A 19,858-nucleotide genomic window follows, 5' to 3' on the forward strand; every position below is an offset into this window, starting at 1 on the left:
GCTAAAATAGTCAATACCGGGCGTGCCTATTGTTATAAAGAAGTCAACTTTTAAAAAGTTGACTTCTTTGCCATATCAGAAGTTGTAAAATTTCATTTTCCAGATCAAAAAAAATTGAAACAAATATTAATTTCCTTAGTCTTAATCGTCTCACTAACTCAGTGTAATTCACGGGAAAAAGATATACAGGGACTGTGGCGAACGGACTCTATTTCCAATTATGTCAATGGTCTGAGTTTTACCAATAATACTATGGATGAACACTGGTCTTACTTTGAATACAAACCAGACGGGTCTGTATTTGAACGGAGGGGAAAAGAATTCAGGAAATCTTATTACAAATTAACCGGTGCCGATTCGCTTACCTATTCTGATTCGACCGGTTACGCATTAAACCAATATCAGATTCTTCATCTGGACGAAAAAATTCTGGTTCTTAAAAAATCACAAAAACCTTACCTTGCAGGAAAAAATCAGGAACTGTACGAAATAAGATATTTTTCCAAAACAACTGCGGATAACACGCTTGCCTCACAAAAGAAATGACCCGAAAACTGATTCAATGTGTATTAATAAACCTGGTTTTGATTGCCTGCCAATCACCAAAAAAAAATACATTATTCGAATTACTTTCCTCTGACAGAACGGGCATTACATTCTCCAATGATCTCAAAGAAGACGAAAAACTAAATATCCTGACCTATGAGTACTTCTATAACGGTGGTGGCGTAGGAATTGGGGATATTAATAATGACGGTTTTGCGGATGTTTTCATGGGAGGCAACATGACTGAAAGCCGTTTGTATCTGAATAAAGGAAATTCCGGCGATTCATCTATCCATTTTGAAGATATTACCAAAACGGCTGGAATTGAAATTCCCGATGGGTGGGTCAGAGGTATTTCCATGGTTGATATCAACGCCGACGGTTACTTAGATATTTACATTTGCAGGGCGGGGCCACAAACGGCTGGCTCACAAACCGCTGGACCAATTTCTTCCCGCCCCAATTTACTCTATATCAATCAGGGTAATAATACTTTTCTTGAAAAAGGAAAAGACTACGGTTTGGATTATAACGGAAATACCACGCAGGCAGCATTTTTCGATTATGATCACGATGGCGACCTGGATGTATATCTGCTCACCAATGTAATGGAAAGAAAGGGCCCAAATGTGATCCGGCCAAAAAGTGTGGATGGTACGGCATTAAGTACTGACCGGCTTTACCGGAACAATAGCAACCAGACTTTCACTAATGTTTCCAAGGAAGCAAATATCCTGATTGAAGGATTTGGACTGGGTGTCTCTATTGTTGACGTAAATGAAGATGGCTGGCCGGATGTGTATGTTTCCAATGATTATCTGTCCAACGATCTGCTTTACATCAACCAGCAAAACGGAACTTTTAAGAATGAAATAACCGATTATTTTCGTCTTCAGAGTTATTCAGCCATGGGTAACGATGCCGCGGATGTTGATAATGATGGATTGGTTGACATCATTACAGTCGATATGCTTCCGGAAGGTAATGAAAGGCGCAAAAATATGTTCGGGCTTATGAATTATGACCGGCATCTTTCGGAATTGAAAATGGGTTACCAGCCACAGTTCATGAGAAACACACTTCAGCATAACAATGGCAACCGTCCAGATGGAACCAACCAACCATTTTTTAGTGAAATTGGCCGTTTCTCAGGAGTCCAGGCTACGGATTGGAGCTGGAGTGCGCTGTTGGCAGACTATGACAATGATGGTTTTCGTGACCTGATGATCACCAATGGATATCCAAAAGACATAACCAACCGCGATTTCGTCATTTATCGCATGGCGCAATATCAGCAGCAAATGCAGTCGGGCAATACGGATAACCGTCCGTTTATGAACGCTTTGAAGGAAGTGGAAGGCGCACATATTCCCAATTATTTATTCAAAAATAATGGTGACCTGACTTTCAAAAATCAGTCGGCAGATTGGGGTTTCGATATTCCTTCTTTTTCTAACGGCGCTGCTTATGCAGATCTGGACAATGATGGCGATCTGGACGTGGTAATTAACAACATCAATCAGGAAGCGTTCGTATATGAAAATCATTCTGAACGGCTAAAAGACCACCATTATCTGCGGATTAAATTGAAAGGCACAAAAGAAAATCCATACGGATTTGGCACAAAAGTGACTTTGTATTACAAAAACGAAAAACAATATATAGAACATTCGCCGTACCGCGGATATCAGTCAACCGTTGAGAATACGCTTCATTTTGGCTTAGGAAAAAATGCTTTTATAGATTCAGTAAGGATAGTCTGGCCGGACAGGAAAACGCAATTATTGTCGGATATTAAGGCAGATCAGATTTTAGAAATTGACCATAAAAATGCCCGAATTTTAGAAGTGTCTGGAAAAAAAACTGTCGCTCCTTCCCTCTTCCTGGATGCTGCAAATTCAACAGGAATCAGCTATAAACACACTGATGAACTATATATTGATTTTAAAATCCAACCGCTCTTGCCTCATTTGCTTTCACAGAATGGGCCGGGAATTGCTGTCGGGGATATCAATGGCGATGGTTTGGAAGATTTTTATATAGGCGGAGCTTTCCGGCATTCGGGTAGTTTTTTTATTCAAAATCAGAATCAAAAATTCACAGAAAGGAAATTAACCCGGGGTCAAAAATTTGAAGAAGACATGGGTTCACTTCTCTTCGATTGTGATATGGATTGTGACCTGGATTTATATGTAGTGAGTGGAAGCAGTGAATTTGAAGAAGGCTCAAAATATTATCAGGACAGGTTATATAAAAATGATGGAAAAGGAAATTTTTCATTGGATATCAATGCATTGCCCGTCATGAATACCAGCGGATCGTCCGTATCAGCCGCAGATTTTGACAAAGATGGAGACCTGGATCTTTTTGTTGGCGGGAGATTAAGTCCGGGACAATATCCGATTCCTGCAAAAAGCTTTATCCTGCGCAATGATAGTGGAAAATTTACCAACGTGACTCCACAGGTAGCTCCAATGCTCCAAAATGCAGGAATGGTTACCGCCTCACTCTGGACAGATTTTGATCAGGACGGGTGGATGGACCTGATCATTACCGGCGAATGGATGCCGCTGACATTCCTGAAAAATAAGCATGGAAAGTTTATTGATATAACTGCTTCTACAAGTTTAACTCATACGAATGGTTGGTGGAATAGTATTGTTTCGGGGGACTTTGATGAAGATGGCGATGTGGATTACATTGCAGGAAATGTTGGATTAAATACAGAGGATCAACCATCGGTGAATAAACCTTTAACATTATTCAGTAAAGATTTTGATGGAAACGGGATTGTCGATCCGGTGATGTCACGTTATCTGGGCGAAAATTTATATCCAATTCACCCGCGTGATGAAATGACAAGCCAGATGAATTTCCTCAAAAAGCGCTTCATCTATTATCGTGATTATGCTAAGGCTCAGACAAAAGATATTTTCACAAAAGAGGAATTGAAAGATGCTGTCCAGCTGAAATGTGAAGAAATGAAAAGTGTTTACCTGGAAAATCTGGGAAGCGGAAAATTCAAAACTCATGCACTTCCTGTGGCTGCACAATTGGGCGCCATATATGGTATGTGCGTAAATGATTACGATATGGACGGGCACCTTGACCTGTTACTAACGGGCAACTCCTACGCACCTGAGTCTATCAGCGGCAGGCTGGATGCATTTAACGGGCTTGTACTGAAAGGAACGGGGGAAGGGCTTTTTATACCTTTATCCACAGAAAAGAGTGGTTTTCTGGTAGAAGGAGACGCAAAAGGATTGGCAGAATTGAAGTTATCAGATGGGAAAAGCCTGGTACTTGCAGCGCAGAATAATGATTTGCTGAAAACATTTATCCTGACTACAACCGCCCAGAAATATATTGAAATAAAACCATTACCATTGGAAAGCAGGGTCGAGATTTTATACAAAAATGGAAAGCGAAAAAGATATGAATTGAATTATGGATCCGGTTATTTATCACAATCTTCAAGAATATTGAGAATAACAGCAGATCAAATAACCAGCATTACAATTTTCGATTATCAGGGAAATTCAAGATCAATACCTGTTCTGAAAATAAAATAATTCAACCTACCAGGACCCGAACTTTCTTTATCCGTTTCTTATCAGCTGATTGAACTTTAAAGGTAATTTCCTTGTGCGTTGCTATTTCTCCGGTACGAGGCAATCTTGAAAAAAGTTCGAGTAAAAGTCCGGCCAGCGACTCGCTGTTTCCACGAACCTCATCGAAATAATCTGTTTCCAGGTCAAGCAATCTGCATAGGTCATCGATCAGGACTTTTCCTTCAAAAACGTATGTATTTTCATCAACCTTGGTATAATTTACTTCGTCGTCTTCATCATATTCATCATTGATATCTCCGAAAATTTCTTCAATAATATCTTCCAGCGTAATCAGTCCACTGGTCCCGCCGTATTCGTCAACAACAACGGCCATGTGCACACGACGATTCTGAAAATCTTTCATCAGGTCGTCTAACCGTTTGCTTTCAGGAATAAAATATACTGGACGAAGTAATTTTTGCCAATTAAAATGTTCATTCAAATGTATGTGCTGAAGCAAATCTTTTACATTTAAAACCCCTTCAATATGGTCTAGGTCATCTCTAAAAACAGGCACACGCGAATAACCTGACTTATTGATTTTATCCATTAACTCATGGAAATTCAATTCAATATCAAATGCTGTAATGTGTAAACGCGCCTGCATGGCTTTTTTGGCATTAGTTTGCCTGAAATTTGCCAATCCACGCAACAGATCCGTTTCTTCTTCACTTTCAGCTTTAGATTCCAGGCTTTCTGTTGATATTTCAGAACCTTCAGGTGTCATTACTCCAAATGCATAACCCAGCTTCATCACGGGCTGAGCGAGAGGCTTACATATTTTAACTAAGAACCGGGTCATACCGGCAATTTTCGGAATAAATTCCAGTGCTTTTCTTGCACAGTTATATCGTACTATAGCATCCAGCCAAATCCAGAATAATACAAAACCCAGTGCAATCCAACGAACGATATGATGTTGATCTTCCTGTAAATAAATCCAGACCAATCTGGCAGCAAGCAGGAGTGCCAGCAACGTAACTGCCCGTTGCATAAGAGACAATGTTAATTGCTGAATACGGTTTGGAAGAAGATTGTCAGATTCGCTTTTCCGTTCCCAGGGATTTTCCAATGCGCCGGCAGCAGAATAAGCGGCTCTGATACCTGAGAAAAAAAGTGATATGGCGAAAAGGAACAGAACCAGAATTAAATCGTAGATAAACAACTGGTTTAAGGAAATTTGTAAGCCAGCAATAAATGGAAGTCCATTTACCCAGTCGCGGTGTGACTTATAATTGTAATCATTTTCAGCTAAATCATTGTCAGATGATTTAGTCGTTTTTCGGGGATAAAAAATCCCCTTACTCGTTCGGGAAAGAGGATCGTCAGTACAGGTTTTTTCTTTCACAGAAGTTTAAAAACGTTCATAATAAACCTTAATATCATAAATGTAGCGATTTCTGATTAAAGAAACTTTTTTATTAAAATATTTTGAAGACAGAATAATGAAAGTTTTTTTGGTGTAAATATGAATAGTCCGTAGTATCTGGTTTCAGGAAAAACCCGGAATACACACTACGGACTATAAGTTTTATTTCTTTCGATTTTCTCTATTTTGATTATCTGAAAACCGAATTTATGTTGTCAATAATCAAAACGGCAGATCGCCATCATCATTTCCTGCCAGCATGGACGGCGAAACCGGATCAACAGCTCTTGGTGCCTGGTTTGTACGCGGAGCTGTGGAAGGTGCATAACCCTGATTACCATTGCTATCCCCACCAGTATTTGAACCCGGAGCTGCTCCTAACATTGTCAGGCTGTTCGCACGGATTGTAACACCTGACTTTTGCTGCCCTTCCTTATCTGTCCAACTATCTGTGCGGATTCTACCTTCGATATAGACCTGACTTCCCTTTTTAAGATACTTTTCAGCCACTTTTGCTAATCCTTCCCAAAGTTCAATCCGGTGCCATTCTGTATTATCTACTCTTTCACCGTTCTTGTTTGTATAACTTTCCGTAGTAGCAATGCTGAATTTGGCAACTGCCGACCCGCTCTCTAAATATCTCACTTCCGGATCACTACCCAGATTTCCAATTAATATTACTTTATTAACACTTCCTGCCATGATTTTTTATTGTAGATGATTTTGTGTTGCAGATATAAATATAGCGAAAAATCCTTTAAAATCAGAAAAATCTCTAAACGTCCTGCTCAGTAATTTTCCCTGTAATTTTATCTTTTAAAATCAGTTTATTACGGCCGTCATGTGTCATTTCCTGTTTGATCAGATAATGTTTTTCGTCATAATCTACATAATTTGAGGGTTTTGTAAGTCCTTCCTGCCCGCGCCAGACCGGCAGTACCACTTTTTCCCATAACTTGGTTTTGGCCGATTTATATGCTGCATCAATCACTGCATTTACCACATATCCATCATAAAATGTCTCGGCAGCTTCAACTCCTTTTTCTGCTGCATTGAACATATCTGTGAACATGTGGTTATAGCCTAATTCATTTACTTCATCACCAACCGGAAATAACCAGCCTGTTTTGCTTTCTGCTTTTTCAGCTACATAATCACCGCCACTTCCTGATGTATACATTTCAAAACCAGTCCTGAGAAAGTTGTTGATCCAGATCGTACCTTCCGTTCCCATCACTTCATCTCTCAAATCCATTCCTCCACGAAATGTCCAGCTCACTTCAAACTGGCCGATTGCTCCGTTTTCATATTTCACCAGTGCAATCGCGTGGTCTTCGGCATCAATAGGTTTTACCTGTGTATCAGCCCAGCACATTACTTCAACCGGTTTAATGTCTTTTCCGATGAAATTACGCGAGATCTCAATACAATGGCAGCCGAGGTCAAGTATACAACCACCTCCTGCCTGTTCTATATCCCAGAACCATTCACTATGCGGGCCCGGATGTGCTTCACGTGATTTAGCCCAGATGATTCTCCCTAATGCTCCATTTTTTATACTTTCAAGTGATTTTAAGAATTTTGGTGTGTAACACAGATCTTCCAGGTAACCGGCAAAAATCCCTGCTTCTTCCACCGCCTTCATCATGCGTAAAGCTTCTTCTCCTGTTCTTCCCAATGGTTTGGTAGAAACTACGGCCTTTTTATATTTGGCACAAAGCATAACCGCCTGTTCATGAATATTATTTGGAAGTGCAATACAAACCATATTTACGTCCGGATGTGCAATAATTTCTTCCATATCCGACGACCAGATATCACAGCCATAGTCGTCTGCAAATTTTTTTGCACTTTCTTCCCGTCGTGCATAAATAGCCACAACTTTATCCCGGCCGCGCTGGCCATGGATTGATTCCGTGTAAAAACGTCCGATAAAACCGGAACCCAACATGGCAATTTTTTGCATAATCTGAAAGTTAATGTTTTTTAGGAATCTGAAATTTTACTGTTTAATTAGTTTTGATTAACGATAGTGACAAAAACTGAAAGCCAGCGGCTGATTGCCGATTGCTGAAAGCCAGTTACCAAAGTCACCTCGTCTTCACCTCATTTTCCCAGCCAGTTGTTTTCAATGCCGGATCATTTTCTTTTTTCAGAAAATCTGCATTTTCAAATGAAACAGCATCCCATTCCAATAAAGCATGATCCGGAACGGTGGAAACCGGCACTTTCCAGGAATTGGATGTTTCACTGTAAGCGATATTTGACTGTGAATTATAACAGGATATGAGTGACCAGCGCGGCTGATCAGACAAATTGGCCTCGGATCTATGAATTAAATTGCTATGAAAAAACAATGCATCCCCAGCTTCCAGTTCGCAATATATCAGGTCCATGGTTTTTAATGCATGATCAACCATTTCCATATCCGCACCTACCTGTTCCCCCGCAAAACCGTGATTTAATCTGCCCATTTTATGAGAGCCCTTGATCACCTGTAAACACCCGTTCTCCTTATTAGCATCAGTCAGGGCAACCATTACACTCATCAGCTGATCAGGGAAAATAAACTGATTTTTATACCAGTAACCATAATCCTGATGCCATTCCCAGGCACCGCCGATTTTAGGTTCTTTTTGCATCAGTTTGGTATGAAAATGACAAACTGCGCTGTCATTTCCCAACAATTGCCATACCTGATTAATCATTCTTTCGCTACGTATCAAGTAACCAAATACGTCGTCACCCGGCGTGAACCATAACGTCAACTTTGTTTTTTTCCCAGTCTGGTCATTTAAATCCATTGCATTATTCTGCATGATGGAATTTCCAACTGCGCTGGAATACAACTTATCAATTTCTTCCTGACTAAAAAGATTTTTTACAACCAGATATCCATCTCTGTGATATGTTTCCAATTGATTATTGTTTAAACTAATAGCAGTCATGATCTATATTTGTTATACGTTTAATACAAATTAATATTTACAAAAACATAACAATATAAGAACACGAAAAGAAATTGTCTACTTATTTGACTTACATCTGATTCCAAACGTTAATTTTAAAGGTAATTTTCTTCTTTCAAAACTGTATCAACCAATATAGGTTTAGGAAGCGTATAAATTTCATCCTGATCATAAAAATGCAGATCCGATGGTAAATCCACCTGAGTATTTTCAGGAATATCAATCCACCAGAAACGAACATTAAGCCGCTGGTGAGTTAACAAATGCAGATATACTTTTGGGACTTCGCGGATACGCCCTTTCAACATCAGATTATGTATAATTTCATTTTCATAAAAATCCTCAGGAGAAGTAAGAAGGCCGGCAGATTCGAACATCAGAAAGTCATACAGTCCTTTCCATATATCCTTGCCCTTTCGTTCCTGCATGGCTAGCTTTTCTCCTTTTTGCAGGATAAAATAATTAAAGTATCTGTTACGAACTGTCAGTTTTTTGGCCTTAACGGGCAGCTTACTCTGCATATTAAACTCATAGGCATAACAAATATCATTGAACGGGCAAACCGAACAGTCCGGAATGCCGGGCACACATTGTAAAGCACCAAACTCAATCATTGCCTGGTTATAAGTTGCAGGATCTTCCTGAGAAACCAGTTGTTTTGCCAGTACAAGAAATTCCTTTTTCCCCTCGTTACTTAATATATCTGTAAAAATGCCAAACAGGCGTGCCATAACACGGTAAACATTTCCATCAATAGCAGGGATGGCCTCGCCAAATGCAAAGGAAGCAATAGCGGCTGCGGTGTAATTTCCAAGCCCTTTCAGTTTTGCAAGCTGTACTGCACTTGCAGGAAACTCCCCATTAAATTCGTTAACGATCTGCCGGGCAGTAAAATGCATGTTCCGTGCCCGCGAATAATATCCCAATCCCTGCCAGAGACGCAGAACGTCTTTTTCATCGGCTGCTGCCAGATCAAAAACTGTCGGATAGTCCAGTACAAATTTCTCATAATAAGGAGTGCCCTGAGCAACGCGTGTCTGCTGCAGAATAATTTCCGATAACCATATTTTATAAGGGTCCGAGGTTTGCCTCCACAGCAATGGCCTGTGATTTTGAAGGTACCAGAATTTAAGCTTTTTATTAAAATCAATTACCTGAAAATGATCCTCTAGCATAACGTTTTGACTTATGTACACTGTTTTTTAACCGATTATAAAAAAAATGAAAATACCATCCTTTTAAATTAAGGTAAAAATAGCGTACCTTTGTGTTCCCAAAATTTAGAGGAGCAAGTAAATAAATGAAATAATATCCACTTAAAGTAAAAAATCAAAGTGACTAAGGCAGACGTAATCGCACAAATTTCTGAGAAAACAGGTGTAGACAAGGGCGATGTTCAACAAACGCTAGAATCGTTTTTCACCGTAGTAAAGGATTCGCTTTCTGATGGTGAAAATCTTTATGTAAGAGGTTTTGGTAGCTTCATCAATAAAAAACGTGCACGTAAAGTTGCCCGTAATATTTCGAAGGGAACTTCGATGATTATCGACGAGCATTTTGTACCAAGCTTCAAGCCTGCCAAAGTTTTTGTTGAGCAGGTAAAAGAAAGTGACAAGTTGAAAGATGTCGCTGAAAAGTAATTTGCCTTTTACTGGTTTGGTTATAACAGTATGAAAAAATCCATCATTATTTCTTGTGTACTTGCATTTGCATTGGCAGGAACTTTATTTAGTTTGCCAAAGGTAGTTGTTAATACTAAGGGAAAAGAAATGGAAACTGAGACTATAGCTGAGGCATCGGTTCCCACAAGGGAAACCGCTACAGCTGAAAAATCTCCAAACTCACATGATGGGGCCACTTTATCACCTGAACAACAAAAAATCGTTGCCCAGCTCAGAAGTGGCTTCATTCAGGCAAGTGAAAAAGAAAAAGCTGCTGCCGGATTGAAATTATCCAATAAATTTGCTGAGCTCCAAAAATTTGACAGTGCAGCTTTTTATGCCGAAAAAGTGGCCCTTTTGTCTCCATCTATTGAAAACCTGGTAAGAACAGGAGATCGGTACTATGAAGCTTATGGTTTTGCGGTGGATGACCAGAAGATGAAAAATCTTGGTATAAAAACCCGCGAATACTATCAAAAAGCAATTGATCAGAATCCGGGCCTGCTGGCTGCGAAAGCCAACATGGCTATGACTTATGTAAACACTGAGAACCCAATGCAGGGTATTTTAATGTTACGTGAAGTAATAGAAACGGATCCTACCAATGAACTGGCTTTGTTTAATTTAGGGATTTTGTCCATGCGCTCTAACCAGTATTCAAAAGCAGCTGACAGGTTTAAGCAAATACTTACCAACAATCCTGCCAATACAAAAGCAAAATTCTATCTGGGATTAACGCTTGTGGAATTGGGAAATAAGGAAGAGGCCCGCAAAATACTGGCGCAAGTGAAAAAGGAAGAAAAAGATCCTGTAATTCAACAAGCTATTGCAGAATTGGAAGGCCGGCTGAACGATTGAGCAGGAGAAATTAAGAATACAAATTATTTATTTTATAAACGACATATTTATGCCTTGCGGAAAAAAAGAAAAAGACATAAGATTTCCACTCACAAGAGAAAGAAACGCCTTAGAAAAAACAGACATAAGAAGAAATAATTGGAAATGACCGGATCTTACAGTTCTTGTGAATCCGGTCATACCATCTTCCCCACGTATGTATTACCCCTTTTTATCTTAAAAGCGGGCGGTTAAGTATCAACATTATATAAGCCATTCAGTTGGTTGAACATTGAGTAACGAATTATTAATCAATTCTACTCAAAAGGGAGAGCGTATTGCCCTTTTGCAGGATAAACGTCTTTTAGAATATCACGTAGAAACGCCGGACCAAAGCTTTACCGTAGGTGATATCTACCTTGGTACAGTCAGGAAACTGGTGGCAGGCCTTAATGCTGCATTTGTCGACGTCGGATTTGAGAAAGATGCTTTTCTGCATTATCTTGATTTAGGGCCTAATATTAACTCTCTTAACAAACTAACCAAAGACGTAATAGCCAAGCGTGTCAATTCAGGCAAATTGAGTAACATCAAGATGGAACCTGAGATTGAAAAGTTAGGCAAGATTGACAAGGTTCTTTCGAAAAACCAATTGATACTGGTTCAGATCGTCAAAGAACCAATCTCTACAAAAGGTCCGCGTTTATCCTGCGATATTTCTATTGCCGGCCGGTATATTGTACTGGTACCCTTTTCCAATTCTGTTAACCTTTCCAAAAAGATTACGGATAAACAGGAAAGAAACCGTTTGCAACGGCTTATGTCTTCCATCAAACCGGCCAACTTCGGTGTAATTATCCGTACTGTTGCTACCGGAAAAGATGTTGATGAACTGAATAAAGATCTTCAGGACTGTCTGGATAAATGGGAAAATGGAATCAAAATGCTTCGTGACGCCAAACCACGTGACCGCGTGATAGGCGAAATGAACCGTGCTTCTTCCATCATCCGTGATATGCTGAACGAATCGTTCGACAGTATTACTGTTGATTCCAAGGAAGTTTACGACGATATCAAAGCTTACATCCACAACATTGCTCCGGATAAAGAAAACATTCTGAAACTGCATAGCGGTAAGAATAAGATCTTCGAACAATTCGGACTGGAAAAACAAATAAAGTCGCTATTTGGCCGCTCAGTGAGTCTGCCTAATGGAGGCTACTTAATTATTGAGCATACAGAAGCATTGCACGTCATCGACGTGAACAGTGGAAACAAGTCTAATTCTGAGGAAGACCAGGAAGCGACGGCGCTGAGTGTCAATCTGGAAGCTGCCAAGGAAGTTGCCCGACAATTACGCCTGAGAGATATGGGCGGAATTATCGTTGTGGATTTCATCGATATGAAGAAAGCGGATAACAAACGCATTCTATTTGATACCATGCGCGATGAAATGAAAGGCGACCGCTCTAAATACACAGTTCTGCCACTTTCAAAATTCGGGTTATTACAGATTACGCGTCAGCGTGTAAGACCGGAAATGAACATTGTAACCCGTGAAACATGTCCTACATGCGGCGGTACCGGGACTATTCAGGCAAGTATATTAGTTTCTGACGTAATTGAGAACAACCTGGACTATATGCTTTCCAAGCAAAATGAACGTGGAATTACGATTTTACTACATCCGTTTCTTCACTCTTATTTTACAAAAGGAATTATTTCCCGTCAGGTTAAATGGTTTTTCCAGTATAAAATCTGGGTTAAATTAATTAAAGATTCTTCATTGGGTGTTACCGATTTCAAATTCCACAACAAGTACGGAGAAGAAATTGAAATTGTACCAGGAAATTCTTAGGGCAGAAGCTATATAGTGTTTAGCTGCCAGCTCTTAAAATTCTTGTTAGAAATAAGAAGATTATTTCCCTTTCCAAACAGGCTGCCTTTTCTCTTTAAAGGCCAGTGCCCCTTCCTTGGCATCTTCGGAAGCCAGGAGTTCCTCTAATTGGTTTTTGAGATAAGTATGCTGCTCACTTGATGAAATAGCTGATAACTCTTGCAATGCTTCCATTCCTGCCTGAATAGCAAGCGGGGCATTGGCACATATTATATCTGCAAGCTTATTTACCTCATCTGCTATTATTTCTTTTTCGATAATTTGAGTTACCAAGCCTAACCGAAAAGCTTCCTCAGCAGAGTAACTTTTACCCGTAACAGCCATTTCCAGTATTTTTCGTTTTGGAATAATTGACAGCAATGAAGCCATAACCTGCATTGGCCAAATACCTCTTTTTACTTCCGGCAAACCATATGCCGCTTCGTTTTCACTGATAACAAAGGTACATCCGCAAATCAGTAGAAATCCACCAGCTAACACAGCGCCTTCCACCTGAGCTATACTTGGTTTCAGCAGTTGGTCAAAAGCATCTCCTAATTTGACTTCTTCCCTGATTTTTGGCAACGTTGGATTCCTGATATCGGCATCAAGGTTGTAGAAAGCATTTAAATCTGCACCAGCACAAAAAACCGGCCCTTCTGCATCTATAATTACGCAACGGACTTCCTGATTATAATGTGCATATGCCAAAGCAAATGTAATTTCCTCGGCCATTGTGGGAGTAAAAGCATTACGTTTTTCGGGGCGGTTCAATGTAATCCGCAAGACATGGTCTTCCAGTATCGTTCTGATATAAAGGAATTGAACAGTCTCAAAAACTCCGGCATCCTCTTTACTGTAAAAACGCATAAGTTTTAGCTTTGATTATTAACCTTGGCTGTGTCCTACTTCGATGCAGTTCTATTTATTCATCACTTCTTCAAGCATTTGGATATATTGGGTGATTCCTTCTTCAATTTCATGCAGATAAATAAACTCGTCAGCACTATGAGAACGTCCTGAATGGCCCGGCCCCATTTTTAAAGAAGGGCAATCCAATAATGCCTGATCGGAAGTAGTTGGAGAGCCGTAAGCTTCTCTTCCCATACTTAAGCCTGCTTTTACAATCGGATGATCCATTGGAATACTGGATGGCCGCAAGCGTATAGAACGGGCATTTACTTCCGACTGAATATTAGCCTGAATGACTTCAATGATCTCTTCCAAAGTATACTGATCCGTAGCCCTTACGTCAATCGTGAATGTACAGATATCCGGCACCACATTATGCTGAGTTCCAGCATTAATAATAGTCACTGACATTTTCACCGGCCCTAATGTCGGAGAAACTTTGAGAAACTGGTAATTGCTGATCCAGTCAATATCTTTCAATGCTTTATAAATCGCATTATCACCTTCTTCTCTCGCTGCATGGCCTGATTTCCCTTTTGCAGTACAATCCAATACGAGCAATCCTTTCTCGGCAACTGCCAATTGCATGTCTGTCGGTTCTCCTACAATGGCAAATGCAATATATGGCAATTCCGGAATGACAATTTCCAGTCCTTCCTTTCCTGATATTTCTTCCTCGGCAGTTGCTGCTATTACGATATTATAAGTGAGGTCATTCCTGTCATAAAAATGACTAAAAGCTGCCATTAATGAAACCAGACACCCGCCTGCATCATTGCTTCCTAAACCAAACAGTTTCCCATCTCTCACAAGTGCTTCAAACGGATTGAGCGTCCAGGATTTATTTGGTTTTACCGTATCATGATGAGAATTAAGCAGAAGTGTAGGTTTACCGGCATCAAAATGTAAGTTATATGCCCAGATGTTATTTTTCTTACGATGAAAAGGAATGTTTTTTTGGGTGAAAAATTCTTCAATTAGCGATGCCGTGCGATCTTCTTCCTTACTAAAAGACTGCGTTTCAATCAGCTTTTTTAAAAGCCTTATAGCTTCCTGAGAACGTACTTGTATATTTTCAATGGCACTGGATGTATCCATAATGTGATGAGGCTATTCGGATTGTTTTTGGGCAAAGATATAAAATTTGATTTGAGAGCATACAAGATTATGTATGCTGAAAATTAGCTACGCTGTTACATTCCTTTGTTATCTCAAACCTTCTGTTCTATATTCGCGTTATGATTATAAGTTTTCAACATAAGGGTCTTAGGCTATTTTTTGAAAAAGATGATTCCTCTAAATTACAGCCTCATCATGTTGAAAAAATCCGGCGCATACTTTATCGGTTAGATGAATCAGTTGCAGTTGATGACATGAACCAGATTGGTTGGGATTACATCAACTTACAGGAGGACTTAAAGGGTTTTGGTCTGTAAAAGTAGATAAGAATTTTAGAATTATTTTTAGATTTGAGAAGGAACAGGCATTTGACGTTGATTACATAGATTACCATTAAAAACGATAATATGATTAAACGAGGCATGAAACCTCCGCATCCAGGAGCAATGATCCGGGACATAATGGAAGGAATAAAGGAAGAAACAGGAGAATCATTAACTATTATTCAAGTAGCTGATGGACTTGGAGTTACGAGAAATATTATATCTGCAATATTGCATGAACGCCAGGGAATTAGTTCAGAAATGGCAATCAGGCTGGCAGAAGCCTTTGGTTCTACACCGCAATTCTGGTTAAAATTGCAATTAGACCATGACTTATGGCATGCTGATAAAAAAGTAAACCGTAATGAAGTTAAACATTTTTGGTCACCAAGTACATTAAAAACAGCATAATAAAATAAAAAGAATCTCACCACCTTACCTGTCCGTCACCTCTAACGATCCATTTTTCGGTCACAAGTTTTTCCAAAGCAAACGGGCCGCGTGCGTGTAATTTCTGAGTCGAAATACCAATTTCCGCCCCAAGTGCAAATACAGCTCCGTCTGTAAAACGGGTTGATGCATTGGCATAGACAGCTGCGGCATCCACTTCATTCAGAAAACTCTCAATGGCTTCACTATCAGATGAAATAATGGCTTCTGAGTGACGGGAAGAAAAAGCACGGATATGTTCAAGTGCTTCATTCAATCCTTCAACTACTTTTACAGAACATTTATAATCCAGGAATTCCCGGCCAAAATCTTCCGGTTCTGCTTTTCTTAGATATGGATAATCCGCTTTTTGTAATATGCCAAATGAAGTTTCATCAGCAAAAACCTCCACATTCCATTTAATAAAATCGTCTTTCAATTTTGGCAAAAATGCATCTGCCACTTCTCTATCCACCAATACCGTATCCAGCGAATTACAAACCGATGGGCGTGAGACTTTTGCATTCACTACAATTTTAGCCGCTTTATTGAGATCGCCAGTTTTGTCTATATAGGTATGACAAACACCTGCTCCGGTTTCAATGGTAGGAACCAGTGAATTCTGGCGTACAAACTTAATCAGGCTTTCAGAACCGCGTGGAATAATAATATCCACGTATTTGGTAGCTGTAAGCAGTTCCATAACAAATTCGCGGCCAGTTGGAAGTAAGGTTACTGCTCCGTTCGGAATACCAAATTCAGACAGACTTTCATGGATTAAACCAACCAGATAAGTATTGGAAAAATGCGCTTCTTTTCCACCTTTCAAAACACATGCATTACCGGAACGTAAGCAGAGTGATGCAACATCAAGCGTAACGTTTGGCCTTGACTCATAAATAACTCCGACAACGCCAAGCGGCACCGTTACTTTACGTAGTGACAATCCCTGTTCAATCGTGCGTTCAAGCAGTATCTCTCCGGTTGGATCAGGTAGAGCCGCAATTTCTCTGAGACTTTGAGCCAGGTCAAGAATCCTCTTTTCATTCAAAAGCAAACGATCTTTTTTCGGATCAGCATCATCCATCACATCAAGATCCTTCTGATTTTCTGTGATAATGCGAGCCGAATTTCCTTCAACTTTATTGGCCAAAACGATTAGCAGGCCGGCGCGTTGCTGATCAGATAATTTGCGGACCGCTACGGATGCGTCCTGTGTTGCTTTTAAAAGAGGTAATATAGATTTCATCAGAGTAGTACAATATCATTGGCATGCGCCACTTCAAAATTCAGTGTTTTTAAATTTTCCTTAATTGCAGCAGAATTTTCCCTGGCACGTGCTACTGCAACCATTTCCTGATCAGGAGAATAAATTTCAATAATTTCTCCTGCTTCAAATTCTCCTGTTACTTCTGTCACTCCTACTGCCAGAAGGCTTTTTCGCTTTAATAATGCTTTTGACGCACCTTCATCAATTTGCAATCTTCCAGAAACTAAACCCCCACTTCCCAGCCAGCGATTCCGGGCGGATAATGTACTTTTCCCGGCACCAATTACAGTTCCTGCTTTTCCATCAAGTGCGTGTAACAGCTCATTCTCCTGGTTCATCCCGAATATTACAACCCGGATCGCCATACGTGCGGCTAACTTGGCAAACGTCAGCTTGGAAGCCATTCCTCCTAAACCCAGGAATGATTTATCCGTACGTACAAATTTAAAAACCTCATTCACATTGGATACGTTCCTTAGAATTTTCCCCTGTTCGTCGAGCAAACCACCAACGGATGTACAAAACATGAGTGATTCGGCTCCAAAACCTACTGCAAGTAATGTAGCCAGTTCGTCATTATCTGAAAATTTCAATTCGCGATCGCTTACAACATCATTTTCGTTAACAATCGGAATAATATTATTCTGCCAGAGTTCTTCAAAAGTTTCTTTTAGCTGTAAAAATTTATTCCTGTTTGCAAAGTGCTGCCTTTCACAAAGACTTTGGGCAATGTAAATGTTGTTAGGAGCAAAGTAACCGGCATACAAGCCAACCAGCAACGGATTCCCGACAGAAGCTGCCGCTTTGCGCTGGGTCATGGTTCCTTTATAATCCTGGATAAACGCTTTTCCGGCGCCAACTGCTCCTGAAGAAACGATAATGATGCGATAAAGGGAATGGATAGAGGATACCTGCCGTGCAATTTCAGATATAATCCTGATGTCAGGTTCACCGGAAGGAAGTGTGATAGATGCAGTTCCGAATTTTATTACAAGTATTGGTTTTGACACTTTTATGGTTCAAATAAGGCAGTACAGATCAGCCGGAACGAGTGGCTGATAATTTGATTTCGTCTCAAAATTAAATTATTTCAAATGAAAAAAGCAGATAACTTTTATTATGAACGATATCTTTATTTTTAAAAATGGTCAGAAATCAAACTTTTATCAAATTTCCTGCTTAACAATAAAGCCTTTTGCAGCCGTTGCATATATTGCTCCCTGGGTATTTCAACTGCACCGTACCTGAGCACATTGTCATTTATAAATTGCGTATCCAGCAGCATGAAGTCATTGACACGCAATATTTCAATCAAATAATGAAAAGCAACTTTGGAAGAGTTACTTTCCAGAGAAAACATTGATTCTCCAAAAAATGCTCCGTTTATCGAAACACCATAAAGCCCTCCCACCAGCTGATCATTACGCCATGCTTCCACACTATGTGCATAGCCAGACTGATGTAAAGCAACATAAGCTGAAATAATTTCTTCTGAAATCCAGGTACCTTCTTCCATTTCTCTCGGCTGCGAACAACCGCGCATGACCGCTTCAAAATTAAAATCTACCCTTATTTCAAAGGTCTTTTTATTCAGAACCGGCCGGAGCGACCGGGAAGGTTTGTAGGTTTCTATTGGTATAACTGCCCTTGGATCAGGTGAGTACCAATAGATAGTGTCATCTGCTTCTGCCATAGGAAATATCCCGTTCATATAGCCATAAAGTAGATCGTCGGTTGAAATGTCTGACATTAAAATATACTATTTGCGTAGTATTTAAAAAATTTGCTCAAAGCGAAAAATCGCAATTATGTACCCCCGTTAGTTGAATTTAAGGTTATTCAGGAGGATTTCATTGGTTATTCAAATACAATCTTCGGATTAAATTCAATAATATTTTTCATTAAAAAAACGAACCATAAAAATATATCTGCTGTTTCTTTGGAGTAATATTATTTTTTGCAAGCTTTGCAACCTCTTAGACGCATTTAGCAAGTTAATGAACAATACCGAAATACATACTGTTCTGCATACTACGCCTTTCCGATATAGGTCCCCCCGGACCGCATAACCTTATTTTACCTACGTGGTAAATCTTTTATACCCCTAATATTGTTACTAAAATAGTTCTTAAACGTCCCATCGTTTTCATCTGGGGATATTTATTTTGTTTCGAACATTTTTGCCATACAGCCATAAATGAAAAATACCGAAGTAGTGGGCAGTAAGTTTTTAGTACAGACTGCCAATGAAAATCATCTCCATTTTGCAGAAACAATTTGTGCAGAAATGGAGGAAAGCGCCAAAAAGCGTGGTACTGGTATAGCTAAACGTTCTCCTGTATATATCATGGAAAAGATGATTGAAGGGAAAGCAATTATCGCAACAACAACGGATGGCATCTGGGTAGGCTTTTGCTATATTGAAACCTGGGAGCATGGCAAATTTGTAGCGAATTCAGGTCTTATCGTGCATCCTGATTTTAGAAACAGTGGAATGGCAAAGGCAATCAAGCAAAAAGCTTTTGAATTATCACGCAGCAAATATCCGGATGCTAAAATTATAGGTATTACAACGAGCCTGCCAGTGATGAAGATTAATTCAGATCTGGGTTATGAGCCTGTAACATTCAGCGAATTACCAGCTGATGATGCCTTCTGGAAAGGATGTGCAAGTTGTGTGAATTATGATGTATTGAGCCGTACCGGCAGAAAACATTGCCTATGTACGGGAATGATGTACAATCCCGAAGAACATAAAAAAGTGGATGCCCAGCCTGAAAAGGATTCCTGGGATTTCCTGAAAGAATCAAGCCTTTACGAGCGCTGGATGCGAATCAAACAACGTATTTTATTACGAAGGGAAGAACGCGCCAAAAAGAAAAACGCCGAGGCTATGCTCATACACTAGTGTAAGCATTCATTTACAGATTACATAT

General features: G+C 39.7%; 17 protein-coding genes and 1 pseudogene. 8 read left to right on the forward strand and 10 right to left on the reverse strand.

Features of this window, described 5'->3' with window-relative positions; all coding sequences use genetic code 11:
• The first annotated feature begins 114 nt into the window (after positions 1-114).
• The gene (locus tag KZC02_RS12465) at positions 115-546 is read left to right on the forward strand and encodes a hypothetical protein (protein WP_221394391.1); all 432 of its coding nucleotides are present in this window, start codon (positions 115-117) and stop codon (positions 544-546) included.
• The gene (locus KZC02_RS12470; RefSeq protein ID WP_221394392.1) at positions 543-4,118 is read left to right on the forward strand and encodes an FG-GAP-like repeat-containing protein; all 3,576 of its coding nucleotides are present in this window, start codon (positions 543-545) and stop codon (positions 4,116-4,118) included. Before KZC02_RS12465 ends, KZC02_RS12470 begins: the two co-directional genes overlap by 4 nt.
• Before the next feature lies 1 nt (position 4,119).
• Here the strand turns inward: KZC02_RS12470 and KZC02_RS12475 are convergent, their stop codons facing one another.
• The 5 genes from KZC02_RS12475 to mutY all read right to left on the reverse strand — a co-directional run bounded on the left by KZC02_RS12475 (position 4,120) and on the right by mutY (position 9,670).
• Positions 4,120-5,505: a transporter associated domain-containing protein gene (locus KZC02_RS12475; RefSeq protein WP_221394393.1), complete on the reverse strand. Its 1,386-nt coding sequence runs from the start codon at positions 5,503-5,505 to the stop codon at positions 4,120-4,122.
• Between the two features lie 243 nt (positions 5,506-5,748).
• A complete protein-coding gene (locus tag KZC02_RS12480) occupies positions 5,749-6,228 on the reverse strand; it encodes a single-stranded DNA-binding protein (RefSeq protein WP_221394394.1) in 480 nt (159 codons plus the stop codon).
• 73 nt (positions 6,229-6,301) lie between these two features.
• The gene (locus KZC02_RS12485) at positions 6,302-7,492 is read right to left on the reverse strand and encodes a Gfo/Idh/MocA family protein (protein ID WP_221394395.1); all 1,191 of its coding nucleotides are present in this window, start codon (positions 7,490-7,492) and stop codon (positions 6,302-6,304) included.
• A 124-nt stretch (positions 7,493-7,616) separates the two neighbouring features.
• On the reverse strand, positions 7,617-8,474 hold the full coding sequence (locus tag KZC02_RS12490) for a phytanoyl-CoA dioxygenase family protein (protein WP_221394396.1): 858 nt from the start codon (positions 8,472-8,474) through the stop codon (positions 7,617-7,619).
• A gap of 116 nt (positions 8,475-8,590) precedes the next feature.
• Positions 8,591-9,670, reverse strand: coding sequence for an A/G-specific adenine glycosylase (mutY, locus tag KZC02_RS12495; RefSeq protein ID WP_221394397.1), 1,080 nt, complete (start codon positions 9,668-9,670; stop codon positions 8,591-8,593).
• 159 nt (positions 9,671-9,829) lie between these two features.
• On the opposite strand from mutY, the gene KZC02_RS12500 reads away from it, so the two are divergent.
• The 3 genes from KZC02_RS12500 (at position 9,830) to KZC02_RS12510 (ending at position 12,851) form a co-directional block, all read left to right on the forward strand.
• A complete protein-coding gene (locus tag KZC02_RS12500) occupies positions 9,830-10,135 on the forward strand; it encodes an HU family DNA-binding protein (protein WP_221394398.1) in 306 nt (101 codons plus the stop codon).
• A 30-nt stretch (positions 10,136-10,165) separates the two neighbouring features.
• On the forward strand, positions 10,166-11,014 hold the full coding sequence (locus KZC02_RS12505) for a tetratricopeptide repeat protein (RefSeq protein ID WP_221394399.1): 849 nt from the start codon (positions 10,166-10,168) through the stop codon (positions 11,012-11,014).
• Between the two features lie 271 nt (positions 11,015-11,285).
• The gene (locus tag KZC02_RS12510; RefSeq protein ID WP_221394400.1) at positions 11,286-12,851 is read left to right on the forward strand and encodes an Rne/Rng family ribonuclease; all 1,566 of its coding nucleotides are present in this window, start codon (positions 11,286-11,288) and stop codon (positions 12,849-12,851) included.
• A 60-nt stretch (positions 12,852-12,911) separates the two neighbouring features.
• Here the strand turns inward: KZC02_RS12510 and KZC02_RS12515 are convergent, their stop codons facing one another.
• Entirely contained in the window at positions 12,912-13,739 is an 828-nt protein-coding gene (locus tag KZC02_RS12515) for an enoyl-CoA hydratase-related protein (protein WP_221394401.1), read from the reverse strand.
• Positions 13,740-13,790: 51 nt separating this feature from the next.
• Positions 13,791-14,879, reverse strand: coding sequence for a M20 family metallo-hydrolase (locus tag KZC02_RS12520; protein ID WP_221394402.1), 1,089 nt, complete (start codon positions 14,877-14,879; stop codon positions 13,791-13,793).
• Positions 14,880-15,019: 140 nt separating this feature from the next.
• On the opposite strand from KZC02_RS12520, the pseudogene KZC02_RS12525 reads away from it, so the two are divergent.
• Positions 15,020-15,297: pseudogene (locus KZC02_RS12525) on the forward strand (type II toxin-antitoxin system RelE/ParE family toxin).
• Between the two features lie 10 nt (positions 15,298-15,307).
• Positions 15,308-15,634: a HigA family addiction module antitoxin gene (locus tag KZC02_RS12530; RefSeq protein WP_221394403.1), complete on the forward strand. Its 327-nt coding sequence runs from the start codon at positions 15,308-15,310 to the stop codon at positions 15,632-15,634.
• 16 nt (positions 15,635-15,650) lie between these two features.
• Here KZC02_RS12530 and KZC02_RS12535 read toward each other — a convergent pair whose 3' ends face one another.
• The 3 genes from KZC02_RS12535 to aat all read right to left on the reverse strand — a co-directional run bounded on the left by KZC02_RS12535 (position 15,651) and on the right by aat (position 18,672).
• Positions 15,651-16,901 (reverse strand): glutamate-5-semialdehyde dehydrogenase, encoded by a 1,251-nt coding sequence (locus KZC02_RS12535; protein ID WP_221394404.1) that lies wholly within the window; start codon positions 16,899-16,901, stop codon positions 15,651-15,653.
• Entirely contained in the window at positions 16,901-17,932 is a 1,032-nt protein-coding gene (gene proB / locus KZC02_RS12540; protein WP_221394405.1) for a glutamate 5-kinase, read from the reverse strand. The genes KZC02_RS12535 and proB overlap by 1 nt, the downstream gene beginning before the upstream one ends.
• A 128-nt stretch (positions 17,933-18,060) precedes the next feature.
• Positions 18,061-18,672 carry a leucyl/phenylalanyl-tRNA--protein transferase gene (aat, locus tag KZC02_RS12545; protein WP_221394406.1) on the reverse strand — a complete coding sequence of 204 codons (612 nt, stop codon included), beginning with the start codon at positions 18,670-18,672 and terminating at the stop codon, positions 18,061-18,063.
• Between the two features lie 447 nt (positions 18,673-19,119).
• On the opposite strand from aat, the gene KZC02_RS12550 reads away from it, so the two are divergent.
• On the forward strand, positions 19,120-19,830 hold the full coding sequence (locus KZC02_RS12550) for a GNAT family N-acetyltransferase (RefSeq protein ID WP_221394407.1): 711 nt from the start codon (positions 19,120-19,122) through the stop codon (positions 19,828-19,830).
• Positions 19,831-19,858 lie beyond the last annotated feature (28 nt).

It is taken from the genome of Dyadobacter sp. NIV53 (assembly GCF_019711195.1).
Classification (GTDB): domain Bacteria; phylum Bacteroidota; class Bacteroidia; order Cytophagales; family Spirosomataceae; genus Dyadobacter.